The organism is Parabacteroides acidifaciens, from assembly GCF_003363715.1.
Lineage (GTDB): Bacteria > Bacteroidota > Bacteroidia > Bacteroidales > Tannerellaceae > Parabacteroides > Parabacteroides acidifaciens.
Genome location: NZ_QREV01000010.1, coordinates 59,849 through 76,321, shown reverse-complemented (window position 1 = coordinate 76,321; position 16,473 = coordinate 59,849). Strand labels below are relative to the sequence as shown.

The window sequence follows — 16,473 nt, the reverse complement described above, 5'->3', positions numbered from 1 at the left end:
TAATATATTTGTAGTCTGATACACGATATAAACAATGGCAAAGATATTATTAGTAGAAGATGAAGTAAACATTGCCTCGTTCATCGAACGGGGGTTGCTGGAGTTCGGGCATGAGGTTCGTGTAGCCTATGATGGCCAGGCCGGTTGGGAGTTGGTTCAGCAGGAAGATTTCGAATTGTTGATCCTCGATATTATCATGCCGAAAATGAACGGTCTGCAACTCTGTAAGCAATACCGCCAGACGTATGGCTATCAGTCGCCGGTCATTATGCTGACCGCTTTGGGAACGACGGAAGATATCGTCAGTGGTCTGGATGCCGGTGCCGATGATTATCTGGTGAAACCTTTCAGTTTCCAGGAACTGGAGGCGCGTATCAAAGCCCTCCTGCGGCGTACGGGAGCGGAGCCGGCCGTTCCGCTTTTGACCTGTGGCGAACTGACACTCGATCCGTCCAGCCACCGGGCTACGCGCGGCAAGGTTGTGATCGATCTTACTGTTAAGGAATATCGCTTGCTTGAATATCTGATCCAGAATCAGGGAATGGCACAGAGCCGCCTGACACTCCTGAAGAACGTATGGGATAAGAATTTCGATACGAATACGAATGTGGTGGACGTCTACGTCAACTATCTCCGCAGTAAGATCGATAAGGATTTTGACCACAAAATGATCCGCACCGTGGTGGGAGTGGGCTATATGTTGGAAGCATGAAAACAGGAAATAAGATCGCTCTTTTTTATACGACTATCACCATCGGCATTATTGCAATGGTGACAGTTGTTTTTTATTTTGTGGCAACTAACTACATCAGCCGTCTTTATTATTCCTATCTGACCGAAAAGGCATATGCTATTGCCGAGAAACATTGGGAGAAAGACGAGGTTGACGAAGAAGACTATGCCCGTATCCAGAAACACTATGAGGAGACGTTGCCGGTCGCTTCGGAAATATTGTTGAATGCGGACAGTCTTGCCGAAACACGAACTGTTTTATCCCGTTATCTGACGGACGATAAGATAAGTGATCTTTATAATGGCAATGTTGCCCGGTTCCATAAAGACAAGGAATTTGGGGCGGCAGTCTATTATCCCGATAATGAAGGCAATTTTATCGTTGTGGTGATTTCAAGTAACCAGTATGGCGGTGATATACAGCAACGGATCGGGTGGCTGCTGCTGGCTATGTTGGTGGTCAGTGCAGTCTTGGTCTATTTCGTAGGCCGCCTCTATGCAACCCGTATGGTGGACCGTATAGATGCGGCTTACCAGAGCGAGAAGTCTTTTATCAGTAATGCCTCTCATGAGCTGAACAATCCGCTTACGGCCATTCAGGGAGAATGTGAAATCAGCCTGCTGAAAGAGCGTACGCCTGCCGAATATCAGGCCGCTTTGGGGCGTATTGCGTCGGAGACAAAGCGGATTATCCAGTTGATGAAAAATCTGCTCTTCCTCTCTCATGGGGATAAGGAAATACTGAAGAATGAGCGCGAGACAGTCCTGTTGGCCGATTTCCTGATGCAGTTCGTCGGCAACCGGATTCGCTTTACAACCGATAACTTTGCTTTTGTCATTCAGGCAAATCCGTATCTGCTGAAGATAGCAATCAATAATATCCTGAATAACGCCTGTAAGTATTCCGGGGAAGCGCCTGTCGAAATGCGTTTGAAAGGCGCTACCTTAACCATTACCGATACGGGTATCGGCATCCCGGAAGAGGAAATCACCCGTGTGTACCAACCTTTCTATCGCGCCTCCAATACACGGGAATTTGCCGGACACGGCATCGGCCTCAGTCTTTCCATGCGTATCCTGCGGACCTACGGGGCTGAAGTGAATATCCTTTCGGAAGTAGGTAAGGGGACAACGGTGGCGATTGAATTTCCGTAAGATTCAGGCAGTAATGCTTGCTTGGTAATAAAGATTGATTATCTTTGCGATATTGTTTAACTAAATGTATTAGCTATGGAAATAAAAGAAAGAGTTGGAATCTTTGTCTTAGACATTTCAAAGTTGATTTTCGGAGGAGTAATCCTTAGTAGTATTGTATCGGAAAATATTAATCCGGCTGTTGTATATGGTTTGGGTTTCTTTTTCTTTATGTTTGGAATCGCAATAGGATTTGTTTTAATTGATAACACTGATAAGAAAGGAGATTGTATATGAATATGATGTGGTTTATGGGAATGTGCTTATTAGGGACAGTTGTTATAGGCGGTTATTTTATTCATTTGGATAATAAGCGTAAAGCCGCTGCAGAAAAAAGAGAGCAGTCTTCAAAGGAAGCTGAATAAGAAATATTATTTATCAATTATAGACTGGGTCCGGTTAAGTACTTCTTAGCCGGACCTCGTTTTTATGACGGTTTGGCTGTAGCAACAATTAGCCTTCTTTGATTGTTAGATATAAAAACAAATAATATGGCATATAAGATTGCATTCTTTGGAGCTAAACCGTACGATATAGCTTCATTTGACAAGGTTAATGAAAAGTACAATTACGACATCCGTTACTACAAAGGACATCTGAACCCGAATAACGTAGTACTGACACAAGGTGTGGACGCTGTCTGCATCTTTGTAAACGACACTGCCGACGCTACCGTGATCGACGCGATGGTGGACAACGGTGTCAAGCTGCTGGCCCTTCGCTGCGCCGGTTTTAATAATGTGGATTTGAAAGCAGCCAAAGGCAAACTGCCGGTCGTGCGCGTTCCGGCCTATTCGCCCTATGCTGTAGCTGAATATTCGCTTGCCCTTATGTTGTCGCTCAACCGTAAGATTCATCGTGCCTACTGGCGTACGCGTGACGGCAATTTCTCATTGAACGGCTTGATGGGATTCGATATGCACGGCAAGACAATCGGTATTATCGGCACCGGAAAGATTGCCAAAATACTGATCCGGATGCTGAAAGGTTTCGGTATGCGTATTCTGGCTTATGACCTTTATCCGGACCTGAAGTTTGCCGAAGAAGAAGGCTTCTCTTATGTATCGCTGGACGAGCTGTATCGTGAGTCGGACATTATCTCTTTGCATTGTCCGCTGACCGACCAGACGAAATATATGATCAACAAAGACTCCATCTCAAAGATGAAGGACGGCGTAATGATTATCAACACCGGTCGCGGACAGCTGATCAACACTAACGATCTGATCGAAGGCTTGAAGGAAAAGAAGATTGCAGCCGCCGGTTTGGATGTGTACGAGGAGGAGGGAGAGTATTTCTATGAAGACAAGTCCGATAAGATTATCGACGATGATGTACTGGCCCGTCTGCTCTCTTTTAACAATGTAATAGTAACTTCGCACCAGGCTTTTTTTACAAGGGAAGCACTGCATAATATAGCAGAAACTACCCTTCAAAACATCGATGATTTCCGTCATCACCGTCCGTTAGTAAACGAAGTTATTCTGTAAAGAGACTATGTTTATATCGCTGATTTATTATATTTTTGGGGCCATTGTCCGGTGTGAGCCAGGCAATGGCTTTTATTTTATAATAAAACAGATATGGAAATAGACAGTCATACAGGTTTGGTGCTGGAGGGCGGGGGAATGCGTGCCGTTTTTACCGTCGGCGTGTTGGATTGCTTTATGGAGCATAACCTTTGGTTCTCTTATACAATAGGTGTTTCCGCCGGGGCAAGCAATGGCATCTCTTATGCTTCCCGGCAGCCCGGGCGTTCTCGTTTCAGTAATATCGACCTGCTGGAAAAGTATAACTACATAGGTCTGCGGCATTTCCTGCGTGGGCGGGGATATATCGATATGAAATATCTGTTTTATATCTATCCGGAGCAATATTACCCGCTCGATTTTGATACTTATTTCAAATCGCCGGACCGTTTCGTGATGGTCACCAGCAATTGTCTCACCGGTAAAGCCGAATATTTCGAGGAAAAGCATGATGCGAAACGCCTTGTCGATATCTGCTGCGCTTCGTGTACGCTCCCGGTGCTTTGTCCGGTGGCGTATGTAGACGGCATACCGATGGTAGATGGCGGTGTTTGTGATGCAATCCCCATCCAGCGTGCCATCGACGACGGTTTCCGCAAGAATGTGATTGTCCTGACACGCAATAAAGGTTACCGGAAAAAAGAAAAGGATTTCTGGTTGCCGGGATTTATCTACCGCCAATATCCGGCTATCCGCGAACAGTTGAAACTGCGCTACCGTCGTTATAACGAAGTACTGGACTATATCGACGAGCTGGAAGCCAAAGGAGACGCAATCGTTATCCGTCCTGAAAAGAAAATAGAAGTGGGACGCACGACCAGCGACCGGAAGAAGCTGACCGCCCTTTATGAAGAAGGGTATGAGATTGGGCGGTCGATCGTATAGTTAAATATGTTAAAACTGACAATAACCCCCTTTCCGGGGTGTTTTTCTATTTCGTCCGAAAAGTTGATCGATTTTGAATTGACTCTTTTCATGGTTTTAACCTGTTCGACTGACAACAGAGGAGATGAGGTGCACGGCTCGTTCCGGAAAGCGTGCAATTTGATTGCCGGAAGGAGGAAACACCGCCAATGTGATAAAGCTTAACTCCCGGAGAATCGCCTGTAGCAAAACGAAGACGGGCGGCGTCCCAAATATTCAAAGGAAATTCCGGGGCCTTGTCGCCATGACGACCGTCTTCATCGCCGTCGCGACCGTCTTCATTTGAATGGCGACCGTCTTCATAGGGTATGACGACCGTCTTCAGGGCGATAAAGTTCCGGATAAATGAAATAAAGGTTGACTTCCCGGCAATAGACTCCCGGGAAAGGGGAAAAAGCCCTTTTTTGACGGCTGAAAATCGGATTGACATTTATTGTGTCTCGGACTTCTTCCGAGGCTGAAAAATGCGTTTTATACAATAAGTCCCCCTCCGGTAAACCATCTCTGTGGTCCGCCAATCTTCCCAAAGTATAAAAAGAAGCCCTTATAATTCCGGTTATTCAAGGAAAATACTTATATTTGTATATTGACAATCTAAAAAAGAGACAAGTGATGATGAACAACTATGCAAACTACCTTTATATAGCAGTGCGTGCCGCCCTCGATGCAGGCAAAGCTATCATGGATATTTATACTGATCCTGAGTCTGATTTCGGTATCGAGCGAAAAGCCGATAACTCCCCCTTGACAAAGGCGGACAAGAAAGCACATAAGATTATATCGATGGCTTTGTCCGTAACTCCGTTTCCCGTATTGAGCGAAGAAGGAAAGGAGATTCCTTTTGCCGAACGTGCGGCGTGGGATGAACTTTGGATTGTGGATCCGCTGGATGGAACGAAAGAGTTTATCAAGAAGAATGGTGAATTTACAGTGAATATCGCGCTCGTGAAAGAAGGAGTGCCTGTGTTGGGCGTTATCTATGTCCCGGTACGGAAGGAATTGTATTTTGCCGTCGATTCGCAGGGGGCTTTTAAGCTTACCGGAGTGGATAGCAGTAACCAGCCGTCAATGGATGAGATGCTGGCGAATGCCGTGCGTCTGCCTTTGTCGATGGGGCATCAGGGAGTTGTCGTCGTGGCTTCCCGTTCGCACCAGACGGAAGATACGACCGCTTTTATAGAAAACCTGCGTAAACAGGGGCAGCCGGTTACGCTGATAAGCAGCGGCAGCAGTCTGAAAATCTGTTTAGTAGCAGACGGATCGGCCGATGTATATCCTCGTTTTGCCCCGACAATGGAGTGGGATACGGCAGCCGGACATGCAATTGCACGGGCAGCCGGATGCGAGGTTTTCCATATAGACGGAAAGACACCTTTAAAGTATAATAAGGAAGACCTTCACAATCCTTGGTTCATAGTCAAACCCCTCTGACGAACGTTTGTTCCGTTTGCTGAAACTTTTGGTCTGTAAGTAAGAAATCCCTAAAAATAGGTTATTGTAATGAGATTGGCTTTAATATTCTTATTACATTTGCACCTTATCTAAAAACTTATACTTACAGATTGGGTAGGCATGAACTTTGAAATAATATTTGTATTGCTGGCTTTGGTCGGCATGATAGCGGCGTTGATCTGGGATAAGTTGAGACCCGGGATGGTGTTACTCACGGTTGTAGTGCTGTTCCTGTGTGCCGGTATATTGACGCCGAAGGAAATGCTGGAAGGTTTTAGCAATAAAGGAATGATTACCGTAGGGATGCTTTTTCTGGTAAGCGAGGGTATCCGGCAGAGCGGTGCATTGGGACAGCTTATAAAGAAACTGTTGCCGGAAGGGAAAACGACTGTTTTCAAGGCTCAGTTCCGTATGTTGCCGCCTATCGCTTTTATCTCCGCTTTTCTGAATAATACTCCTGTTGTCGTTATTTTTGCTCCGATCATCAAACGGTGGGCGGAGTCGGTCAAGTTGCCGGCAACGAAATTTCTGATACCTCTTTCTTATGTGACGATCTTAGGCGGTATTTGTACCCTGATCGGGACGTCGACCAACCTGGTTGTGCACGGGATGATCCTGGAGGCAGGCTACGAAGGGTTTACGATGTTCGAACTTGGTAAGGTCGGCATCTTTATCGCTTTGGCCGGTATTATCTATCTGTTTATATTCTCCAATAAACTGTTGCCCGATTCACGGACGGACACTTACGAGGAAGAGGAGGAGGAGGGAAACCCCGGCAATCTGCACCGTGTGGAGGCTGTGTTGGGTTCGCGTTTTCCTGGTATCAATAAGACATTGGGCGAGTTTAACTTTACCCGTCACTATGGGGCGATCGTAAAAGAGGTCAAGAGCGGGGGACAACGGTTCACGCGGGATCTGGATAAAGTAGTCTTGCATGAAGGCGACACCCTGGTGCTTTGGGCGGATGAAACGTTCGTGCCGACATGGGGCGAATCGAGTGTCTTCCTTTTGCTTGCCAACGGAAGCGAGGGGACGGAACCTGTTTCCCGTAAGAAACGCTGGTTGGCACTGGGGCTGCTTATCTTTATGATTGTCGGTGCGACAGTCGGGGAGTTGCCTGTTGTGAGAAAAGCTTTTCCGGAAATCCGTCTGGATATGTTTTTCTTCGTTTGTATCACAACGATAATCATGGCTTGGACAAAGATATTTCCTCCGAAGAAGTACACGAAATATATCTCCTGGGATATCCTGATCACGATTGCCTGCGCTTTTGCGATCAGTAAGGCGATGGAAAATTCAGGCTTTGCCGCTTTGATTGCCCGCCATATTATCGATATGGCTCACAATATAGGCCCGTATGCTTTGCTGGCCATTCTTTTTATCATTACAAATATTTTTACGGAGTTGATTACCAATAATGCGGCTGCGGCGCTTAGCTTTCCGATCGCATTGTCGGTGGCAACGCAGTTGGGTGTGGACCCGACGCCTTTCTTTGTCGTGATCTGTATGGCGGCATCCGCCAGTTTCAGTACGCCGATCGGCTACCAGACGAACCTGATTGTGCAAGGTATCGGCAGTTATAAGTTCACGGACTTTGTGAAAATCGGCTTGCCGCTGAACCTGATCACTTTTTTGATCTCGGTATTCATGATACCTCTGATCTGGAAATTCTAAACAGTTGAAAATGGAAGAAAAACAAAATAATATCTATCCTATCTTCGATAAGATGATGACGAGGGAGGATAAGGAGCGCTTGTTGAAGCAGCGCAGTGTGATGGTTTGGTTTACCGGGCTGAGTGGTTCCGGTAAGAGTACGGTTGCTATTGCGCTTGAACGTGAGTTGCATAAATGCGGTCTGTTGTGCCGCATCCTGGATGGAGATAATATCCGTAGCGGGATCAATAACAACCTGGGCTTCTCTGCGGAAGACCGGGTGGAGAATATCCGCCGGATAGCCGAAGTAAGCAAACTTTTTATCGATACGGGTATTATAACCATAGCGGCTTTTATCAGCCCGAACAACGATCTGAGGGAAATGGCGGCATCCATCATCGGAAAAGAGAATTTCCTGGAGGTTTATATCAGCACGCCGATCGAAGAATGCGAACGGCGCGATGTCAAAGGCTTGTATGCAAAGGCACGCCGGGGTGAGATCAAAGACTTTACAGGTGTTTCCGCACCGTTCGAGGCTCCCGGGCATCCCGACCTGACGTTAGATACGTCCGTATTGAGTTTGCAGGACTCTGTCCGTAAGCTGATGGAATTGGTCATTCCGAAAGTAACAGTCGCAAGACAATCATAAATAAGAAATAAACAAAACAATCCTATAATTATGTCAGATTATAAGTTAAGCCATTTACAGGAGTTGGAGGCAGAATCCATCCACATCATCCGGGAGGTTGCTGCCGAGTTTGAGAATCCTGTTATGCTTTATTCTATCGGCAAAGACTCTTCCGTCATGGTTCGCCTGGCTGAAAAGGCTTTTTATCCGGGAAAGGTTCCTTTCCCATTGATGCACATCGATTCCAAATGGAAATTCAAGGAGATGATCCAGTTCCGTGACGACTATGCAAAGAAGTTCGGATGGAACCTGATCGTCGAATCCAATATGGAGGCCTTCCATGCAGGTGTAGGGCCTTTCACGCATGGCAGCAAGGTACATACGGACTTGATGAAGACGCAGGCTTTGTTGCATGCTCTTGATAAATACAAGTTTGATGCCGCTTTCGGCGGTGCCCGTCGTGATGAAGAAAAAAGCCGTGCGAAAGAACGTATCTATTCGTTCCGCGACAAGTTCCACCAGTGGGACCCGAAGAACCAGCGTCCGGAGTTGTGGGATATCTATAATGCACGTGTGCATAAAGGCGAGAGTATCCGTGTGTTCCCGTTGTCGAACTGGACGGAACTGGACATCTGGCAGTATATCCGTCTGGAAAACATACCGATCGTACCATTGTATTTCGCCAAGGAACGCCCCTGCGTAGAGATCGACGGCAACCTGATCATGGCAGACGATGACCGCTTGCCGGAACAATATCGCGATCAGATCAAGATGCGGATGGTACGTTTCCGTACATTGGGTTGCTGGCCGCTGACCGGTGCTGTGGAAAGCAATGCCGACACGATCGAAAAGATTGTCGAAGAAATGATGACCACCACGAAGAGCGAACGCACGACCCGTGTGATCGACTTCGACCAGGATGCAAGTATGGAACAAAAGAAACGTGAAGGATATTTTTAATATGGCAACATTAAATATAAAGGAGTTTTTGGATAAGGATGAACAGAAAGACTTACTCCGCTTTCTGACTGCCGGATCGGTGGATGATGGGAAATCGACGCTGATCGGCCGTTTGCTGTTTGACAGTAAAAAGATTTACGAAGACCAGCTGGATGCCCTCGAACGCGATAGCAAGCGTATGGGCAATGCAGGCGATCATATCGATTATGCCTTGTTGCTGGACGGACTGAAAGCCGAACGCGAACAGGGAATCACCATTGACGTGGCATACCGCTATTTCAGTACGAATAACCGTAAGTTTATTATTGCCGACACCCCGGGACATGAACAATATACCCGTAACATGATTACCGGCGGTTCGACAGCCAACCTTGCCATTATCCTGGTGGACGCCCGTACGGGAGTGATCACGCAGACACGTCGCCATACCTATTTAGTTTCCCTGTTAGGCATCAAACATGTGGTGTTGGCGGTGAACAAGATGGACCTGGTCGATTTCGACAAACAGATTTTCGATAAGATCGTTTCCGATTATAAAGAATTTGTGACTTCCTTGAATATCCCGGATATCACCTATATTCCGCTTTCCGCCTTAGATGGCGATAATGTGGTGGACAGGAGCGATCGCACGCCCTGGTATGAAGGCCCGTCGTTGCTCGACTTCCTGGAGACGGTTCCTATCGACCAGGACCGTAACTTTGAGGATTTCCGCTATCCGGTGCAATATGTCTTGCGTCCGAACCTGGATTTCCGCGGTTTCTGCGGAAAAGTTTCCAGCGGCATCGTGCGCAAGGGCGATACGGTGATGGCTTTACCTTCGGGTAAGACTTCCAAAGTAAAAAGTATCGTTACGTATGACGGTGAACTGGAATATGCTTTCCCGCCCCAATGCATAACGATTACACTGGAAGACGAGATCGACGTATCACGCGGGGAAATGCTGGTTCATCCGGATAATCAGCCGATTGCAGACCGTAACTTCGAAGCGATGCTGGTATGGATGGACGAGGAACCGATGGATGTCAACAAACAGTTCTATATCAAACATACGACCAACCTGACACGTGCCCGTGTGGACAGCATCCGCTATAAAGTGAATGTCAATACGATGGAACAGCTGTCCATTGACAATGGACAATTGACAGTGGAGAATTTGCCAATGAAATTGAATGAGATCGGACGTGTAGTCTTTACGACCGGTAAAGAACTGTTCTTTGATCCGTATCAGAAGAATAAACAGACTGGTGCCTTCATCCTGATCGACCCGATCACGAACAACACATCGGCTGTCGGTATGATTATCGGCCGCATAGATGCACGGGATATGGTGACGGAGGATGCACTGGCCGTACTGAACCTGCCGGAATTGGGTATCGGGGCCGAGCATTACGAGGCTATCCGTACTGTTTGCCAGGAACTCGAACGGCAAGGTGTTCCTGTGAAATACATAACAGAAAATAAATAAATTATGGGATTGGAATTTGACAAGCTACCGATCAATACATTGGTAGGGGCTGACTGGAAAACGTTTAAGGCTGTGACAGCCAATAGAACCATCGACAAAGGATTTCGTAAGAAGTATTTTCTGACTAAATCCGTTTGCCGCCTGCTTAGTCCGTTGCAACCGTTTGAAAATGCACGCTATCGTAAGATTGCCGACAAGCCGCTGGAAATGGACCCGGTATTTATCCTCGGGCATTGGCGCAGCGGGACGACATTCATGCACAATGTCTTTTCATGCGATAAGCATTTCGGTTATAACACGACGTATCAGACCGTATTCCCGAACCTGATGCTTTGGGGACAGCCTTTCTTTAAGAAGAATATGTCATTCATGATGCCGGATAAGCGTCCGACCGATAATATGGAGTTGAAGGTGGATCTTCCCCAGGAAGAGGAGTTTGCTTTGGCTAACATGATGCCTTATTCGTATTATAACTTCTGGTTTTTCCCGAAACACATGTTAGAATATTGTGATCGCTACCTGCTGTTCAATAATATCAGCGAACATGAGCGGGAAATATTTAAGCAGACCTTCCTCAAACTGATCAAGATTTCACTCTGGAATACGCACGGAACCCAGTTCTTGAGCAAGAACCCACCTCATACGGGACGTGTAAAGACATTGGTCGAGATGTTCCCCAATGCCAAATTTATTTACCTGAAACGGAATCCGTACACTGTATTCGAAAGTACACGCAGCTTCTTCACTAATACGATACAGCCGCTTCGCTTGCAGGATATTTCCAACGAACAGATCGAAAGCAACCTGATCGAAGTGTATCGCCGTTTGTTCTATAAATATGAAGAAGAAAAGCACCTGATACCTGAAGGAAACCTGGTAGAGGTGAAGTTCGAGGATTTCGAGCAGGACGCCTTTGCCATGACGGAGGATATTTACAAGAAATTAAACCTCCCCGGATTCGAAGAGTCTAAAGCAGATATCGAGAAATATCTCGGTAAGAAGAAAGGCTATAAAAAGAACCAATACAAGTATGACGACCGTACGGTACAGCTTGTAGAGGAAAACTGGGGAATGGCTCTCAAGGAATGGGGGTATTCTTTATAAGATGGATAGTTTGTGTAATAAAAGGAGAATGAGATTTGAATATTTGAAAATATTGGCGATAGGTTCCCTGTTGCTTGCCAATGGTCAGCTATCGCTTGTCAAAGGACAGGAGCATGTCGTCCCGTTTACTTACGGCGATATGGACCAGTGGGTGGTTCGTGAAATACATGAATCCGGTATTATCGGAGGAAACACGAAGCACCTTTATGAGCTGGGGCCGACAGATACGATCGTCGGCAATACGGCGTATAAGAACCGGGGCGGTTCTCCTTGGGCAAACTCCAACGTGATGGCTAAAGTAGCGGGCGTGGTTAAGACCAATACTTCCGTTTTCCCGGAGGAACGGGGTGACGGATGGTGCGCACGCCTGGAAACACGGATGGAGAGCGTAAAAGTATTCGGTTTGGTCGACATCGAAGTCGTGGCTGCCGGTTCTCTTTTCTTAGGATCAGTGCACGAACCGATCAAAGGGACCAAGAACCCGCAGGCCATGTTGAACAGCGGAGTTGCGTTTAGCAAGAAGCCGAAAGCCCTGCGTTTTGATTATAAGGTGAAGTTGGCTCCGGAAAAGGACCGTATTCGCAGTACCGGTTTCAGCCGTAAATCGACGGTGGCCGGGCAGGATTCGATCGCCGCCATCCTTTTCTTGCAGAAACGTTGGGAGGATAAGGAAGGGAATATATATGCCAAGCGTGTCGGGACAATGGTGCAGCGTTATACGGAGTCCACAGACGGCTGGACGAACGACGCTACTTATCCGATTCTTTATGGAGATATATCCCATCATCCGGAATATAAACCCTATATGCAGATTCAGGTGGAAGAACGGTATGCCTTGAACAGCCGGGGAGAAAGCGTCCCGATTCAGGAAATAGGCTGGGCGGAGGAAGACGAAATGCCGACTCATCTGATCCTGCAGTTTACTTCCAGCCATGGCGGTGCCTATATCGGTTCGCCGGGTAATACGATGTGGATCGATAACGTAGAACTTATATATTAATAAATTGATAATTGACAATGGACAATTGACAATTTGTTTGTCGATGTCTTTAATTGTCAATTGTCAATTATCAATTGTCAATTGAAAAAATGGTGGAAGCAAAAGATAAAATAAAAGCACTTCGTGAGGCCTTGGAGCAGCATAATTATAATTATTATGTGCTTTCGGCGCCGACGATATCAGACCGCGAGTTTGATGAGATGATGAAGGAGTTGCAAACCCTTGAAGAGGCGCATCCCGAATATGCCGATCCCCATTCGCCTACGCAGCGGGTGGGAAGCGACCTCTCTAAAGAGTTTGAACAGGTAGTGCATAAATATCCGATGCTTTCTTTGGGCAACACTTATTCGGAAGAGGAAGTAAAGGACTTCTACGAGCGTATAGCCCGTGACCTGAACGAGCCTTTTGAGATTGTTGCCGAACTGAAATATGACGGAACTTCCATCTCGCTGATTTATGAGAACGGACGCCTGCTTCGCGCTGTAACCCGTGGCGACGGTACCCGTGGCGACGATGTGACGGCGAATGTGAAAACAATCCGTTCCATACCCTTGAAGCTGATGGGAGACGGATATCCGTCGGTGTTTGAAATACGCGGGGAGATATTGCTTCCCTGGGCTGAGTTCGATCGTTTGAACAAGGAACGCGAGGAGCAGGAAGAACCGCTGTTTGCGAATCCCCGTAATGCGGCTTCCGGCACATTGAAACAGCAGAATCCTACTGTCGTGGCGGCACGTAAGCTGGATGCCTATTTTTATTACCTGTTAGGGGAAGAGTTGCCGGCTGAGACGCATTATGACAATCTGGAGGCTGCCCGTTCATGGGGCTTTAAAATACCGGATGTGATCCGTAAATGTAACAGCCTGCAGGATATTTACGATTATATCGCCTATTGGGATACCGAACGTAAGAACTTGCCGGTGGCAACCGACGGGATCGTCCTGAAAGTAAATTCCCTGCGGCAACAAAAGAATTTAGGCTTTACAGCTAAAAGCCCGCGCTGGGCGATTGCCTATAAGTTCCAGGCAGAACGTGCCGTGACCCGTCTGAACTCTGTCTCTTTCCAGGTGGGGCGTACGGGAGCTGTCACTCCGGTGGCCAATCTGGAACCGGTTTTGCTGGCAGGTACGACTGTTAAGCGTGCATCCTTGCATAATGCGGATATTATCGAAGGCCTCGACCTGCATTTGGGAGATATGGTCTATGTGGAGAAAGGCGGGGAGATTATCCCTAAGATCGTAGGGGTGGACGTCGAAGCCCGTTCTTTACTGATAGGCGACAAGGTGCGTTTCATCCGTTCCTGCCCTGAATGCGGAACGCCGTTGGTACGTCCGGAAGGAGAAGCCGGGCATTATTGTCCGAACGAATCCGGTTGCCCTCCCCAGATTAAAGGAAGGATCGAGCATTTCGTTACCCGAAGGGCAATGAATATCAATATGGGGCCGGAAACAGTCGAAGATTTGTACGAGGCCGGTTATGTCAAGAACGCAGCTGATCTCTATACGCTGGAAATAGCCGATTTGCTTCGTCTGGAACGCTGGGCGGAGAAGAGCGCGAGCAATTTGATCGCCAGCCTTGAAGAGTCCAAGCAGGTGTCTTTCGAACGTGTCCTGTATGGATTGGGGATTCGCTATGTGGGGGAAACAGTTGCAAAACGTTTGGTTTCCGCTTTCCATTCGATGGAACAGCTGGAGCAAGCTTCTTTGGAAGAGCTGACGGCAGTGGATGAAATCGGGGGGCGTATCGCACAGAGCGTAATCGATTACTTTGCCGACGAACGTAACCGGGTGTTGGTGGACCGTTTGAAAGAGTATGGTCTTCAGATGTCCGTTGCCGAAGAGGTTTTGGCGAACCGTTCCGAGAAACTGAAGGGGTTGGTCATCGTGATCAGCGGGACGTTCTCGAAACATTCGCGTGACGAATACAAGGCGATGATCGAGCAGCATGGCGGTAAGAACAGCGGTTCCGTATCCGGTAAGACCGATTATATCCTGGCAGGCGAGAATATGGGACCGGCTAAACTTGAAAAGGCCGCCAAATTGGGCGTGAAGATTATAAACGAAGACGAATTTCTAAACATGATAGCGGAATGAGACTGACGAATTATTTTATTAAGAAGAAAGTGCAGTCTTTAGCTTCCGGAGCTGCAAACCGCAAACATGAGTTTTGCACATTGGAAGATGCCGGCCACATCCTGGTCTTGTACCAGGCGGACGACCATGAGTTTGTGGAGCCTTGTCTCGAAAAGTTGCGTAAGATGCGTAAAAAGGTAGAGGCCTGTGTCTATGTGTCCGGCAGTACGCTTCCGGAGATGAAAGCGTCATACACGGCAGTCCATGCCAAGAAGGATCTGGATACCTGGCAGACACCTTCGGATGCCATTGTCGAACAATTGAAGACGGTCAGGGCGGATATACTGATCGACCTTACACGTTCTGATTGTTATCCGATGCAATATATTATGTTACAGCATCCTTGCCGGTTTAAGGTGGGAGTGAAGCGTGCCGATATCGATTTGTACGACCTGTCTATATCCTTGACAGAGCGTGAAGATATCAAGCATTTGTTCGACCATATATTATTTTATTTGCAGGCGATACGCTCAAAATGATATAAATTCCTTATTTTTGCAAGGCTGATTGATAATTGTTGCTATTTTTCTTTCAATTATCAATTGTCAATTATCAATTGTCAATTAATAATCATGGCAGACATAAACTTAAAAGGAATGGGTGTGGCGTTGATCACTCCCTTTAAAGAAGATGAAAGTGTTGACTACGAAGCGTTAGGAAGGCTTGTAGACTATCAGTTGCAGAATGGAACCGATTATCTGGTTGTGCTTGGTACCACTGCGGAAACCCCTACACTTACAGAAGAAGAAAAGAAGAATATAGTTGATTTAGTAGTAACGAAGGTTAGCGGTCGCATCCCCATTGTGTTGGGACTGGGCGGAAACTGTACGCGGTCGATTGTCGAAAAACTGAAGAACGACAATTTCGACGGTATAGACGCGATCCTGTCTGTCGTACCTTATTATAATAAACCCTCCCAGGAAGGAATCTACCAGCACTATAAAGCGATTGCCGAAGCGACTACGTTGCCGATCGTGTTGTATAACGTCCCCGGACGTACGGGTGTGAACATGACGGCCGAAACGACTCTCCGCATTGCCCGTGAATTTAAGAATGTGATTGCAGTCAAGGAAGCCTCCGGCAATATTACCCAGATGGATGATATCATCAAGAACAAGCCGGCTAACTTCAGCGTGATTTCCGGTGACGACGGTATCACGTTCCCGCTTATCACATTGGGTGCTGTCGGCGTGATCTCCGTAATCGGGAATGCTTTCCCGCGTGAATTTAGCCGTATGGTACGCTTGGCATTGGCAGGTGACTACAACAGTGCCCGTACGATTCACCATAGTTTTACGGAGTTGTTCAACCTTTTGTTTGTAGACGGTAATCCGGCAGGGGCGAAGAGTATGCTGAATGCAATGGGCTTTATCGAAAACAAGTTGCGTTTGCCATTGGTTCCGACCCGTATTACGACATTTGAAAAGATCCGTGACGTATTGAACCAACTTAGTATAAAGTGCTAAAAGATGACATTGCCGGAAGATCCGATGATGCTGTTTAGCGTCATCAATATGAAACTGCGTGATGATTATTCTTCTCTTGATGAATTGTGCGACGATATGCATATCAAGAAAGAAACACTTGTTCAGAAATTGAAAAACGTTGGATTCGAGTATAGCCGGGAGAATAATAAGTTCTGGTAATGAATAGTTGTGTAGTATATGGAAAAACAATGGCTGCATGGTCGGTCGGGATCG

18 protein-coding genes are annotated in these 16,473 nt (G+C 46.9%); 17 read left to right on the top strand and 1 reads right to left on the bottom strand.

Annotated features, from left to right (window positions below; translation table 11 throughout):
* The first annotated feature begins 34 nt into the window (after window positions 1-34).
* From DWU89_RS06455 to DWU89_RS06435, 6 genes are all read left to right on the top strand, one after another.
* Complete coding sequence (locus tag DWU89_RS06455) at window positions 35-712, top strand: response regulator transcription factor (RefSeq protein ID WP_115498818.1); 678 nt, start codon at window positions 35-37, stop codon at window positions 710-712.
* Window positions 709-1,887, top strand: a complete 1,179-nt coding sequence (locus DWU89_RS06450; RefSeq protein ID WP_115498817.1) for a sensor histidine kinase — start codon at window positions 709-711, stop codon at window positions 1,885-1,887. The genes DWU89_RS06455 and DWU89_RS06450 overlap by 4 nt, the downstream gene beginning before the upstream one ends.
* Window positions 1,888-1,962: 75 nt before the next feature.
* Window positions 1,963-2,163: a DUF6722 family protein gene (locus DWU89_RS06445; RefSeq protein WP_115498816.1), complete on the top strand. Its 201-nt coding sequence runs from the start codon at window positions 1,963-1,965 to the stop codon at window positions 2,161-2,163.
* Complete coding sequence (locus DWU89_RS21180; protein ID WP_255418887.1) at window positions 2,160-2,291, top strand: hypothetical protein; 132 nt, start codon at window positions 2,160-2,162, stop codon at window positions 2,289-2,291. The genes DWU89_RS06445 and DWU89_RS21180 overlap by 4 nt, the downstream gene beginning before the upstream one ends.
* A 126-nt stretch (window positions 2,292-2,417) precedes the next feature.
* Window positions 2,418-3,416: a 2-hydroxyacid dehydrogenase gene (locus DWU89_RS06440; protein ID WP_115498815.1), complete on the top strand. Its 999-nt coding sequence runs from the start codon at window positions 2,418-2,420 to the stop codon at window positions 3,414-3,416.
* A 93-nt stretch (window positions 3,417-3,509) separates the two neighbouring features.
* The gene (locus DWU89_RS06435) at window positions 3,510-4,340 is read left to right on the top strand and encodes a patatin-like phospholipase family protein (RefSeq protein ID WP_115498814.1); all 831 of its coding nucleotides are present in this window, start codon (window positions 3,510-3,512) and stop codon (window positions 4,338-4,340) included.
* Window positions 4,341-4,428: 88 nt separating this feature from the next.
* Here the strand turns inward: DWU89_RS06435 and DWU89_RS06430 are convergent, their stop codons facing one another.
* Window positions 4,429-4,809: a hypothetical protein gene (locus DWU89_RS06430; protein WP_115498813.1), complete on the bottom strand. Its 381-nt coding sequence runs from the start codon at window positions 4,807-4,809 to the stop codon at window positions 4,429-4,431.
* Window positions 4,810-4,994: 185 nt separating this feature from the next.
* Here DWU89_RS06430 and cysQ point away from each other — a divergent pair, with 185 nt between their 5' ends.
* The 11 genes from cysQ (at window position 4,995) to DWU89_RS06375 (ending at window position 16,419) form a co-directional block, all read left to right on the top strand.
* Window positions 4,995-5,810, top strand: a complete 816-nt coding sequence (cysQ, locus tag DWU89_RS06425) for a 3'(2'),5'-bisphosphate nucleotidase CysQ (RefSeq protein WP_115498850.1) — start codon at window positions 4,995-4,997, stop codon at window positions 5,808-5,810.
* 141 nt (window positions 5,811-5,951) lie between these two features.
* Window positions 5,952-7,505, top strand: a complete 1,554-nt coding sequence (locus DWU89_RS06420) for an SLC13 family permease (protein WP_115498812.1) — start codon at window positions 5,952-5,954, stop codon at window positions 7,503-7,505.
* Between the two features lie 10 nt (window positions 7,506-7,515).
* On the top strand, window positions 7,516-8,133 hold the full coding sequence (gene cysC / locus DWU89_RS06415) for an adenylyl-sulfate kinase (protein ID WP_115498811.1): 618 nt from the start codon (window positions 7,516-7,518) through the stop codon (window positions 8,131-8,133).
* Window positions 8,134-8,160: 27 nt separating this feature from the next.
* Window positions 8,161-9,072, top strand: coding sequence for a sulfate adenylyltransferase subunit CysD (gene cysD, locus DWU89_RS06410; protein ID WP_187574922.1), 912 nt, complete (start codon window positions 8,161-8,163; stop codon window positions 9,070-9,072).
* Window position 9,073: 1 nt separating this feature from the next.
* Window positions 9,074-10,537 carry a sulfate adenylyltransferase subunit CysN gene (gene cysN / locus DWU89_RS06405; protein WP_115498809.1) on the top strand — a complete coding sequence of 488 codons (1,464 nt, stop codon included), beginning with the start codon at window positions 9,074-9,076 and terminating at the stop codon, window positions 10,535-10,537.
* A gap of 3 nt (window positions 10,538-10,540) precedes the next feature.
* The gene (locus DWU89_RS06400; protein WP_115498808.1) at window positions 10,541-11,641 is read left to right on the top strand and encodes a sulfotransferase family protein; all 1,101 of its coding nucleotides are present in this window, start codon (window positions 10,541-10,543) and stop codon (window positions 11,639-11,641) included.
* Window positions 11,642-11,669: 28 nt separating this feature from the next.
* A complete protein-coding gene (locus DWU89_RS06395; protein ID WP_115498807.1) occupies window positions 11,670-12,641 on the top strand; it encodes a PCMD domain-containing protein in 972 nt (323 codons plus the stop codon).
* Window positions 12,642-12,730: 89 nt separating this feature from the next.
* The gene (ligA, locus tag DWU89_RS06390) at window positions 12,731-14,734 is read left to right on the top strand and encodes an NAD-dependent DNA ligase LigA (protein ID WP_115498806.1); all 2,004 of its coding nucleotides are present in this window, start codon (window positions 12,731-12,733) and stop codon (window positions 14,732-14,734) included.
* Complete coding sequence (locus DWU89_RS06385) at window positions 14,731-15,252, top strand: DUF6913 domain-containing protein (RefSeq protein WP_115498805.1); 522 nt, start codon at window positions 14,731-14,733, stop codon at window positions 15,250-15,252. The genes ligA and DWU89_RS06385 overlap by 4 nt, the downstream gene beginning before the upstream one ends.
* A 93-nt stretch (window positions 15,253-15,345) precedes the next feature.
* The gene (gene dapA, locus DWU89_RS06380) at window positions 15,346-16,239 is read left to right on the top strand and encodes a 4-hydroxy-tetrahydrodipicolinate synthase (RefSeq protein ID WP_115498804.1); all 894 of its coding nucleotides are present in this window, start codon (window positions 15,346-15,348) and stop codon (window positions 16,237-16,239) included.
* A gap of 3 nt (window positions 16,240-16,242) precedes the next feature.
* Window positions 16,243-16,419: a DUF4250 domain-containing protein gene (locus DWU89_RS06375; protein ID WP_115498803.1), complete on the top strand. Its 177-nt coding sequence runs from the start codon at window positions 16,243-16,245 to the stop codon at window positions 16,417-16,419.
* The last annotated feature ends 54 nt before the right edge of the window (window positions 16,420-16,473 follow it).

What these genes read in the sequence shown, in the direction of transcription:
- DWU89_RS06455 (WP_115498818.1), top strand. Translation starts at nt 35, where the DNA reads ATGGCAAAGATATTATTAGTAGAAGATGAAGTAAACATTGCCTCGTTC.
- DWU89_RS06450 (WP_115498817.1), top strand. Translation starts at nt 709, where the DNA reads ATGAAAACAGGAAATAAGATCGCTCTTTTTTATACGACTATCACCATC.
- DWU89_RS06445 (WP_115498816.1), top strand. Translation starts at nt 1,963, where the DNA reads ATGGAAATAAAAGAAAGAGTTGGAATCTTTGTCTTAGACATTTCAAAG.
- DWU89_RS21180 (WP_255418887.1), top strand. Translation starts at nt 2,160, where the DNA reads ATGAATATGATGTGGTTTATGGGAATGTGCTTATTAGGGACAGTTGTT.
- DWU89_RS06440 (WP_115498815.1), top strand. Translation starts at nt 2,418, where the DNA reads ATGGCATATAAGATTGCATTCTTTGGAGCTAAACCGTACGATATAGCT.
- DWU89_RS06435 (WP_115498814.1), top strand. Translation starts at nt 3,510, where the DNA reads ATGGAAATAGACAGTCATACAGGTTTGGTGCTGGAGGGCGGGGGAATG.
- DWU89_RS06430 (WP_115498813.1), bottom strand. Translation starts at nt 4,809, where the DNA reads ATGTCAATCCGATTTTCAGCCGTCAAAAAAGGGCTTTTTCCCCTTTCC.
- cysQ (WP_115498850.1), top strand. Translation starts at nt 4,995, where the DNA reads ATGAACAACTATGCAAACTACCTTTATATAGCAGTGCGTGCCGCCCTC.
- DWU89_RS06420 (WP_115498812.1), top strand. Translation starts at nt 5,952, where the DNA reads ATGAACTTTGAAATAATATTTGTATTGCTGGCTTTGGTCGGCATGATA.
- cysC (WP_115498811.1), top strand. Translation starts at nt 7,516, where the DNA reads ATGGAAGAAAAACAAAATAATATCTATCCTATCTTCGATAAGATGATG.
- cysN (WP_115498809.1), top strand. Translation starts at nt 9,074, where the DNA reads ATGGCAACATTAAATATAAAGGAGTTTTTGGATAAGGATGAACAGAAA.
- DWU89_RS06400 (WP_115498808.1), top strand. Translation starts at nt 10,541, where the DNA reads ATGGGATTGGAATTTGACAAGCTACCGATCAATACATTGGTAGGGGCT.
- DWU89_RS06395 (WP_115498807.1), top strand. Translation starts at nt 11,670, where the DNA reads ATGAGATTTGAATATTTGAAAATATTGGCGATAGGTTCCCTGTTGCTT.
- ligA (WP_115498806.1), top strand. Translation starts at nt 12,731, where the DNA reads ATGGTGGAAGCAAAAGATAAAATAAAAGCACTTCGTGAGGCCTTGGAG.
- DWU89_RS06385 (WP_115498805.1), top strand. Translation starts at nt 14,731, where the DNA reads ATGAGACTGACGAATTATTTTATTAAGAAGAAAGTGCAGTCTTTAGCT.
- dapA (WP_115498804.1), top strand. Translation starts at nt 15,346, where the DNA reads ATGGCAGACATAAACTTAAAAGGAATGGGTGTGGCGTTGATCACTCCC.
- DWU89_RS06375 (WP_115498803.1), top strand. Translation starts at nt 16,243, where the DNA reads ATGACATTGCCGGAAGATCCGATGATGCTGTTTAGCGTCATCAATATG.